Source organism: Pseudoalteromonas sp. MER144-MNA-CIBAN-0113, from assembly GCF_040308965.1.
Classification (GTDB): Bacteria; Pseudomonadota; Gammaproteobacteria; order Enterobacterales; family Alteromonadaceae; genus Pseudoalteromonas; species Pseudoalteromonas tetraodonis.
Genome location: NZ_JBEOOG010000388.1, coordinates 1 through 266, shown reverse-complemented (window position 1 = coordinate 266; position 266 = coordinate 1). Strand labels below are relative to the sequence as shown.

The 266-nt window shown below is 41.4% G+C and carries 1 protein-coding gene; it reads left to right on the top strand.

What is annotated here, in order from left to right; translation table 11 throughout:
* Positions 1–30: 30 nt before the first annotated feature.
* Positions 31–266, top strand: a 236-nt coding sequence (locus AAEY57_RS20170) for a hypothetical protein (protein WP_350608682.1), incomplete at its 3' end; no start/stop codon positions are given.

The following is a 266-nucleotide window of genomic DNA, read 5'->3' as shown; positions in this document are numbered from 1 at the left end:
TGTGAAAGGTTCAACAAGGAGCCAGCCCACGTGGCATTACCCAACAAAGTAAAAAAGTTGCTTAGCGATGCAGAGCAACTTAGTGATTATCGCGATTGTTCTAGCTATTTTTATAAATGGTTACATAACGAATTTTCTAAACAACCGGTTGGGAATTTAATTAATGCCCGGGCTGAGTTTATTGACCGCCTACTCATTAAGCTTTTTCATGTTTACGACTTAGCGCGCGAACCTGATTTAGCATTAATAGCGGTAGGCGGATACGG